This is a genomic window from Haladaptatus sp. W1 (assembly GCF_001723155.1).
Classification (GTDB): domain Archaea; phylum Halobacteriota; class Halobacteria; order Halobacteriales; family Haladaptataceae; genus Haladaptatus; species Haladaptatus paucihalophilus.
Map to the genome: position 1 here is coordinate 1 of NZ_MEIH01000102.1, position 8,907 is coordinate 8,907.

The 8,907-nt window shown below is 57.1% G+C and carries 9 protein-coding genes and 1 pseudogene; 3 read left to right on the forward strand and 7 right to left on the reverse strand.

Features of this window, described 5'->3' with window-relative positions; genetic code table 11:
• Nucleotides 1-286 (forward strand): annotated as a pseudogene (locus BG842_RS05805) (short chain dehydrogenase); the annotation flags it as partial.
• Nucleotides 287-380: 94 nt separating this feature from the next.
• Nucleotides 381-1,151 (forward strand): enoyl-CoA hydratase/isomerase family protein, encoded by a 771-nt coding sequence (locus tag BG842_RS05810; protein WP_069450043.1) that lies wholly within the window; start codon nucleotides 381-383, stop codon nucleotides 1,149-1,151.
• Nucleotides 1,152-1,793: 642 nt separating this feature from the next.
• Here BG842_RS05810 and BG842_RS05820 read toward each other — a convergent pair.
• The 4 genes from BG842_RS05820 to BG842_RS05840 all read right to left on the reverse strand — a co-directional run bounded on the left by BG842_RS05820 (nucleotide 1,794) and on the right by BG842_RS05840 (nucleotide 4,152).
• Nucleotides 1,794-2,033: a hypothetical protein gene (locus BG842_RS05820; protein WP_254662931.1), complete on the reverse strand. Its 240-nt coding sequence runs from the start codon at nucleotides 2,031-2,033 to the stop codon at nucleotides 1,794-1,796.
• A gap of 131 nt (nucleotides 2,034-2,164) precedes the next feature.
• Complete coding sequence (locus BG842_RS05825) at nucleotides 2,165-2,440, reverse strand: hypothetical protein (RefSeq protein WP_069450046.1); 276 nt, start codon at nucleotides 2,438-2,440, stop codon at nucleotides 2,165-2,167.
• Nucleotides 2,441-2,566: 126 nt separating this feature from the next.
• Nucleotides 2,567-2,905, reverse strand: a complete 339-nt coding sequence (locus BG842_RS05830) for a hypothetical protein (RefSeq protein WP_069450047.1) — start codon at nucleotides 2,903-2,905, stop codon at nucleotides 2,567-2,569.
• 746 nt (nucleotides 2,906-3,651) lie between these two features.
• The gene (locus BG842_RS05840; protein WP_254662932.1) at nucleotides 3,652-4,152 is read right to left on the reverse strand and encodes a SprT-like domain-containing protein; all 501 of its coding nucleotides are present in this window, start codon (nucleotides 4,150-4,152) and stop codon (nucleotides 3,652-3,654) included.
• 506 nt (nucleotides 4,153-4,658) lie between these two features.
• Between BG842_RS05840 and BG842_RS31125 the strand changes: the two genes are divergently transcribed.
• Nucleotides 4,659-5,378 carry a malectin domain-containing carbohydrate-binding protein gene (locus tag BG842_RS31125; protein ID WP_256388501.1) on the forward strand — a complete coding sequence of 240 codons (720 nt, stop codon included), beginning with the start codon at nucleotides 4,659-4,661 and terminating at the stop codon, nucleotides 5,376-5,378.
• Nucleotides 5,379-5,793: 415 nt separating this feature from the next.
• Here the strand turns inward: BG842_RS31125 and BG842_RS05850 are convergent, their stop codons facing one another.
• The 3 genes from BG842_RS05850 to BG842_RS05860 form a co-directional block, all read right to left on the reverse strand.
• Nucleotides 5,794-6,972 (reverse strand): AGE family epimerase/isomerase, encoded by a 1,179-nt coding sequence (locus BG842_RS05850; protein WP_069450050.1) that lies wholly within the window; start codon nucleotides 6,970-6,972, stop codon nucleotides 5,794-5,796.
• 76 nt (nucleotides 6,973-7,048) lie between these two features.
• Nucleotides 7,049-8,068, reverse strand: coding sequence for a D-isomer specific 2-hydroxyacid dehydrogenase family protein (locus BG842_RS05855; RefSeq protein ID WP_069450051.1), 1,020 nt, complete (start codon nucleotides 8,066-8,068; stop codon nucleotides 7,049-7,051).
• A gap of 15 nt (nucleotides 8,069-8,083) precedes the next feature.
• A partial coding sequence (locus tag BG842_RS05860) for a sugar phosphate isomerase/epimerase (protein ID WP_217493278.1) occupies nucleotides 8,084-8,907 on the reverse strand: 824 nt, incomplete at its 5' end.

Here is an 8,907-nt window from a genome sequence, read left to right on the forward strand (position 1 = left end):
CGCAGCCAATGCCTTCTGGCCGGTGACCGCCATCGACACGCGTGCGACGCGGTACTTCGGGATGGGAACTGAAGACGACTGGCGCTCACCCCAAATCGTCGCAGACGCAGTGTGCGAACTCCTTGACCGTGATCCCGCAGCATTCACGGGCAACACCGTCTACGATGAAGAGATTCTCCGCGAGGCTGGCGTCGAAGACTTCTCGAAGTATAATGTCACCGACGGCGATCCGATGCCACTGTCCGCACAGATGTTTGATCCCGAGTTCGAACGCCCGGCAGAGTGAACGACGCCCTTCCGTCAGAACTGCGTGAGGATACTGTTGAACCACCTTGGTAAACCGGCGATACGATTAGGCAATCGCAAAATAGAGTTGATCTATGACACAGATCGAGGTGTCCCACGATGACGAGGTTGCAACTGTCACAATGTCGAATCCGAAACGCAAGAACGCGCTTTCTCTTGAGGCCTGCGAGGTAATGGCCGAATCGCTCCACGAACTCGCCCACGATTCCTCGGTACGGTGCGTCGTCATTGCGGGCGAGGGCGACACGTTTAGCTCAGGGCTCGATCTTGCGAGCGACGTGGACGTGAGCAGTCCAGCACAGGAACTCGAAGGCGGGCTGAACGCAATCGTGACCAGCCTACTGCGGATGAAAAAGCCCGTCGTAGCGAAGGTGACAGGATCGGCGGTCGGTGCGGGGGCGTCCATTGCCACGGCGTGTGATTTCGTCTATACCGACGAATCTGCCGAATTCGGCTGGGGATTCGCCGATATCGGTCTCGTCCCAGATACTGGCGCGACCTACGTCCTCCAGCGCCTCGTCGGACTCCGAACCGCGATGGAGCTGCTGACCACTGGCCGCCGGGTCACTGCCGACGAGGCTGTTGAACTCGGCATTGCCACTGAAACAACCTCCGCTGGGGAACTGGACACGTTCGTCGAGGAACGGGTCGAGATGCTGCTCTCACGGCCGACGTGCGCCGTCGGGGAAACCAAACGGCTACTCCTCCGCAACGCTCACCGCTCGCTGGAGGAAGCGTTAGCCGCTGAGGCGAATGCTCAAGAGCGTATCGTCGAAACAGACGATTTCTCCGAGGGGATCCTTGCGTTCCTGGAAGGGCGCGACCCCGAGTTCGTCGGTCAGTAGACAGAACAGCTGCAGATTCGTACCGAAAACAGAATTTGGCCTTGTTTAGATGCCGGAACGAGAGACTGATTCCCCTCACTCCCTCTCGGTCGCTTAGGTGATCAAGCCGGGGTGATCGAGCATCTCTCCACAATCATGCAGGAAATCGACCGTTCTGGTGTTCTGCAGGTCGCACCGGTGAGGCATCAGTGCGTGAGGAAGAGATTCACGTATGCGGGCTTTCCGGTTGGCGCTCGCTGCGCCAACCGAGCAGTCACACCTAGGTCTCGGCTTCCTTCGCACGTGGACCAGTCAGCAATCGAGCGGTCTTCGCCACCGAATACAACTCGGTCTCTTGTGCCTCAAACTTTGTTCACGCTCTCTGGATATAGCAGAATTTCCATCGAGTCAGCACGACTCCTGAAACCTATTACCACCCAAGGGTTTCAACACGGCCGAAGTCGTCCATAGCATCGAAGCTCTCGAATGCGAGGACAACATCGACATCGCTCTCATGCGTGACTTCCTTAGTCAAGCCCACAAAACTTCCCGTGAGCCACGCACTGCAAAGGCGATCCTCGTTAACTTCGAGTGCATCTCGTATTTGTGGCCACGTTGGTTTGCGTTCGTTATCGCCTATCGCAGTGGAGTATCGGTAATTGGTTACTGTGATACCGGAACCAAGTCGCGGTGCCGGAACCAGACATCGATTTTCTCGCTATCGGTTTCGATGCGGTAGCTGTAGGAGTCCAGTTCACGCCCGGTCTCGTCTCCGAGAGTGTCCTGCAGGACCTCCGTGATGGTGCCTTCTTTCCCGTGGTGTTCGCTATCGGGATCAGTCTCTGAGACATAGACCTGTACGTCGTCGCCCGGTTGGTAGGGGTCGCTCGCTGGTTGGGGCACGTCTCCAACTATTCTAGTCCCTCATACGGTTCGTCTGTGACTATTGGGATGGTGGTAAGCCTAGTCGGGGCGGTTATCGGGAGAACTGGATACGCGAGTCGTACATTTTCTTTATCTCATCCTATTTGTTCTCACCCAAGTACTCGTCGAGCAAGCCGATAGAGGACTGCGAGGACGATTGCCTCGGCGAGGAGTCCGATACCCGCTATCACATAGAAGAGCAGCCCACTCCCAATCCAGCCGAAGTAGATGTTTCGGAGCGCAGATGCAAAGAGGACTGCCAGATACGTCAAGACTGTCCCGCCGCTGAAGACCCACGACAGGACGAGGAGACCGACAAAAATGACGGCGATATCTCTCACGAACGATTTGCTGATTGGCCCCCGTGTTGTGGTGCGGACGGACATAATCAAGACTAGTACGTTCGCAAAGACAATAATAATTTCTACGACACAACAGATCTAATTTAGAACGGACTCGCATCCAGTGAGGACGAGATTCTATGACACTCGTGGCTTGCAGATAAGCCACTATCAGGGAGTACCCACGTACTTGTGGCGTTCATAGAGATACAGGTAGGGAAGCACGAATCCAATTACTGGAATGATCATCCAATAATACCAGCCAGACGGGTTCCAGTCGGAAACGGCAGTAACATACTGCTTATCGAAGTAGATGATGAGCGGTGAGAGGAGCGTCAAAACACCGCCAAGCAGAACAAATGGAGCGGCGATCAACGACGTGTAGACGTCAGGTGGCAGAGCAATTGCAATGAGAGCAATCATTGGGACGAGGGCAGCGAGCACTCCAATTGGAATCCACCACTTGTCGGTGGGAGTGTGTTCAGGTGTCGAGACGATTGTTTCGCTCATGGTATAGTAAACGATGTGATTAATTATTAATTTATGTACGGCCAGAAGGAGCAATCAGAAGTTGGGCCACCACGGAGCGAATACCTCGAGAGGCCAGTGATTGGATCAGATATTCAGTTTTAGTACCGGAGTTGAAGCCTTGAAAGCCAAGGAGAACACTATCGTTGCTCGTCGCGCTCATCTTGGAGGTGCTCAACGTGCGCTTCTAACCGACCAATCTTCCGTTCCATACGGTCGAGCCGTTCGTCAACACTACCGCCAGATCGGAATCGAAGAATGAAGTACCCGAGTCCACCGAGGACTCCGAAAAGGATGGATGCATACACGACAAGCATTAGGGCGATAAATACGAGCTCAAAACCATCAACGAGCAGAAGTGATGTCATTAATTTAGATATAGTCTGAAGACAATATAACGATTGGCTTCGCTCTCATCGCTGTTGTCGAATTCTTCCCTTCACCATCCGAGTCAGAGCGTATGAAGCATCCCGACCGTTTTACCCTACCGTGATCGAAGACAGTCCCTTGAGATCATCCTAACCGCGTCTATCACGACCGTTCGTAATCACAGGACAGACAAGAAGAGAAAACTCAGCACGAGGCACAGACGTTAGTATACAATACTAACGTTGGTCAATCAAACTCAAATCTCAAAGATCGCTGTGCCACTCTGTAAGTCATTGTACCGCGCGAAAATCTTCCTCGTATCTACTGCTTATCGCGAGAACTACTTAAACGAGAATCGGTCAGTGGCCGTTGCCCTCTTCCACGCGAATTGCACCGCCGCACTTGCTACAACTGTACTGCTCGGGGTTACGGACCGTCTTCGAGCGTCGGTAGCGCGGAATCCGACCGCCACAGTCCTTGCAGATGAGCCACCACTTTGGTGTAGTGAAGCGTTCGCAGTGTTGCGAGGTATCGAGGCGGTCCGTCCAGCGGGTGAAGGTTGCGCCGTGGTCCGCGTCACCGAACTCGTGATACTGCCAGGCGTGAATGAGTTCGTGCCGGATGGTGGAACTGAATTGCTCCCAGCCGTGTTTTTCGTAGGCCGTCCAGGTCAGCGCAATCGTGATTGCCTCTGTTGTCGGGTCGTACTTCGTGACGCCCGCCTGTTGGGCTCGGTGTGAGACTTCCCAGTCGATCGCTTCGACCGGCAGGTCGGGGAAGTGTTCGGTGGCAACGTCGGTCGCGTGCTGTCGTGCTTGGTCGAGCAGGGCCGTCGGTGTCTCGGGTGTATCATCGGTCACAGTGCTCGCGCTTTCCGTCAGCGTTCGCTGGTCGGTGATCTCCGAGAACGGACTTGTCGTTCCATGGATAAAAAGGGCTGAAGCGGTGGTTCGTTCTGTCCTGTCCGCACGCATAGCCAGCACGGGAAGCCACCGAGTCCGTCACAGTCGCAGTCTTCGGGTTCGGTCTCGTCTTCGTCCCCCGAGGCGAAGGCCTCAATCGGTAGATGAGACAGAAGAAGTGAGCGACGCGATTCGTTCCACATGAATTGCACTTTAAACGGCATATAATTAAATCGGTGGGATGATGACCCATCGAAAATGAAGCGATACACTAGCGGAGTGTGAGAGACGTGCCAGGTTCTTCATCCGATGGTTTCACACACGGCGTCCTGATCGGAGGTGGCATCGTTTTCTTCGTCGCAGGACTCATAATCGTGGCCGGAGTTCCGGGTGGTATCCGGAGCCCAGCAGTTGGTGGTAGCAACCAGACGACCGCTGCTCCAAGTTCGACGACGTCCACGGTAATGCAAACCAGTGGCGAATCGACCAAACATTCGGCGACAACGAATAGTCGCACAGCAAAAATATCGACGACAGCGACATCGACCTCAGTGTCTTCGACCACGGCGGCACCGACCACGGCGGCACCGACCACGTCAACCACGCAGTCACGGAGTCCGGTGATTTACCGGGTCAACGTTGGTGGGTCGCGACTTTCGGCGATGAATGGCGGGCCCGATTGGTTGCCCGATAGCGAACAACACCCGTCACGGTTCGGCAACGCACTTTGGAGCGGAAGTCACACGAACACTACCGACGATTCGGTGGCGATGACGGCCGCGGTTCCGGCCGGGACACCCGAAGCGATATTCCACAGTCGGCGATGGGACGCAGACACAAAAGATCACAATGACGATACGGAGATGCAGTATCGCTTCCCGGTCGAAAACGGTCAGTATGAAGTTCGACTGTACTTCGCCGAGACGTATCTTGACGATTACCTCAATCGTCGTGTCGGCCCACGTAAGTTCAGCGTCGAAATCGGGGATGAAGAGGTTCTCCACGATTACGACATGTACAAAGAACTCGGCCACGACAGAGGGACGATGAAATCATTCACAGTGAAAGTCGAGGAGGGCGTCATCAACGTTCGATTCAAACACAAGAAAGAAGATCCGATGCTGTCGGGTATCTCTATCGTCCGTGTGGAGAGCGGAAAGGAGAAAAACGGTCACCAGCAGTGACCGCTCGGTGGGTGGCAGATACGCTTGGCATTGAGCGGCCGTCCGCCCATAGACGGCTCGAGGAGTTGCATGCAAAGGGTGAGTTAGAACGGGGGAAATTGAGTCCACGGGTGGTTATCTGGTGGATTCCAGGTGAATAGAGAAATTAGTGAATCCTCATAGTATGCAGTATGCTTTGTGGATTTTGACATCACTCATTCACGTCTACGATTCAGTGCCTCCCTGCAACGTCCGATACGCTTGAACTCCTTTAGCGACACTCACGATACTAAATATAACAAACGGGAGCGTCACCATTGTCATTCCACAATTCAGATAGTAACCAACTGCTTTGGGAAATGCGAGAACGTCCATAACCGGGAGTAGAGTGATAAATCCACTCGAGAACTGACAGGAGAAGCGGCGTTAAACCAACTCAAAACGCATCCATTGCAACGAATGCGTTACTGATGGGATGGTAGCCCGGTTCAACTGCCATCCCGCGGTTCGGGTCGTCGCGGTCATTCGTCGGGGACAGTCGCTCGAACCAGTTTCCGTGTCGGGGGTTGACAAAGTCCGATTCCCCATACTCCCATAGTCGGTCGTACCAGTCTAGATACGCCTCGTCGTCGCGCCCGAGGAGTGCCGCCGCTCCGATGCCCTCGGTTATCGCCCAGCCGTACTTGTCCGCGACGACGGGCGCACCGTCCTCGTCCACGGTGTAGTAAAAGCCCCCGTGTTCTTCGTCCCACCCAGTTTCAATCGCCCAGTCGAACAGGTCGCGTGCGGCGGATTCGAGCCATGGGTCGTCGCGGAACTCGGCGAGAAGCGAGAGGAGTTTCGACCACTCCAGATGGTGGCCCGGTTGGTAGCCCCAGGGGCGGAACTGGTGGTTCGGTTGGTCCTTGTTGTACCCCATATCGTGCGTCCAGTCGGCGTCGTAATGTTCCCAGAGTCGGCCATCCGTCTCCGTCGCGAGGTCCCGAGCGATTCGCTCGGCGATACCGTACGCACGATCGAGATATCGATCCTCCTCGGTCACGTCGTAGGCGACGACCATCGCCTCGCAGGTGTGCATGTTTGCGTTCAAGCCGCGGTACGGGGCAACCGCCTCCCACTCGCCGTCGGCACGGTCGGCGTACACTCCCTGCTCTGTCTCTAAGAAGTGCCGATCGAGGGTTTTGACTGCGCGTTCGAGTTCCGCCTTCGCGCCCGGAATTCCTGCTTCGAGCGCCCGTGCACTGGCGAGCACGACGAACGCGTGGCCGTAACAGAATCGCGTGTCGTCCGTGGTGTCGCGACCGTCGAGTATCCAGTCGTAACCGCCGTTCTCAACGTCCCACTGGTGGTTCGAGAGGAACGACAGGCCGTGTTCGGCGGCCGTCCGACACCAGACGGGACCGTCGATGAGCGCGCCGACGCTAAAGTTGTGGACGGCCCGTGCGGTGGCGACGAGGTGTTTCGTCCGGCCGTCGTAGACGAAGCCGTCGCGTTCGTCGAGTTGGGCGATGTACCCACCGTAGCGAGTGTCGATGCAATCGGGGTAGTAGAAGTTCAGGACGCGGAGTATCTCGCGTCGAAGCAGTCGGGGGTCGCGATAGTTCAGCGTGGTCATGAGTCGTGATTTCGTCGGTGGTATTGAAAGGATTCGGCTTCGTTCGGAAGAAAACACAGCGTTGGACGGGTGACAGTCAGGGCGAACTGAAGTGTGCAGCGAGGTGTTCGGCCCACCGCTCGTTCGCGTCCCGCGTTCGTCCTGCAATGTGGGGAGTGTGGACGACATTGTGACGCCCGAGGAGCGGATCGTCGAGTGAGAGCGGTTCCTCATCCCATACGTCCGCGGCGAGGACGATTTCGTCAGCGAGCACCCGTTCACGGACAGCGTCCATGTCGCAGATTCCGGCCCGTGTGACGAGGATGAGTATCGCCCCATCCGGGAGCGCGTCGATGTGATCAGCCGTCACAACGCCTTCTGTCGCGGGGGTCAGCGGAATCGTCGGGGCGAAGACGTCGGCATCGCTCACGAGTTCCTCCATGCTGTACACCCGCCGCGTGCCCGTGCTGTGGAAACACGGTTCGTCGGCGAACGGATCGTAGGCCGCCACATCGGCGCCGAGATGGTTCGCCGTCGCGGCGTAGCGACTGCCGATGTTGCCGATTCCGGCGACACGAACGCGCTTCCGTGCGACGGTGCCGCTCACGAAGTTCGGGTCATCCGCGAACTGGTGGCCGCGCGCGCCGGGTACCTCGTTGTCCAGTTGGTCGAGGTCCCACGGGTCGTGTGTCTCGGTCATGGCGGTGTGTTTTTGCGGGATTTGTCGAAGTGCGTTGATGGTCAGTCCGATACCGAACTCGGACACCGACTCGCTCCAGAACCCCTCCTTTGTGTGGTCGTGGACCGTCACGCCGCGGTCGCGGAGGTAGTTGGCTAGCTCCTCGTCCACGCCGTACATGGAGTCAGTCATCACGAACGTCTCCGTCAGGTTCGTGAACGCTTGAAGATCGGAGACAGAAGCACGGACGCCGAGCGAGACGAGCACCTCGACCGATTCGGGTGAGGAAACGGCCTCGCTCAGGTTCGTCCCCCTCGTTTCGGGCAGTCGAACGAACTCGACGGAGGTCCTGTCTTCGGTCCAGAGTCGGTGCAGGTGGTCCGCGGCGAGCGGCCACACGTCTTCGAACAGCGGGTCGACGACGATTGTGCGTGTCATGGTGAGTTTTAAATATCAGCCGTTCGATTCGAATAGGTACTGCATGGTGTCAAGTATGTCTGGCGGCATCCGGTGTGGTTCGGCGTTGTACGCCGGAATTTCGGCGGAAATCCACCCATCGTAGCCGACGTCCGAAAGCGCGGCGACGACGCTGTCCCAGTCGATGTCCCCCTGAAGAGGATACGTCGGTCGGTGAGCGTCCGTCAGCCAATCCTTGATGTGAACCTTCGAAATCCGATTGCCGAGTTCACGAATCCAGCGGTCGGGCAAGCCCCAGCGGAAGCCGTTGCCCACGTCGAAGTAGGCGGAAACCAGCCCCGCCGATTCGACGGCGTCGAGGAATTCGACGAACTCGCGCGGCGAGTACAAGAAGTCATTCTGGACGTTCTCGATGCCGACACCGACGCCGGCGTCCGCCGCGTAGCAGGCGATTTCGCGCACCGATTCGACCGCGCGGTCGTAGTCGGCGTCGTAGTCTGCACCGGGGGCGATGACCGCCGGAACGATGAGAATCTCCTCGGCGTCGAGCGTCGCAGCCGCGTCCACCATCTCCCGCGCGATGTCGATACCCCGCCGCCGTTTCTCCTCGTCGGCGCTCGACAGCGGATACTCCCAGTGAAGCGTGGTCGAAACGGCTGGAACGTCGAGTTCGTGTTCGACAGCGGCCTTCCGCATCTGCTCGCGTCCGTCCAGCGTCGTCAGCAGGCCGTTGGCTTGGTAGTTCGGTTCGACGCCGTCGTATCCGGCGTCGGCGAGGATTTCACACGTTGTTTCGATGTCCGATGCCGGAAATCCAGCTTGATTGAGCCCGTATTCGTGTTTCATGAGGTTCAGCGTCG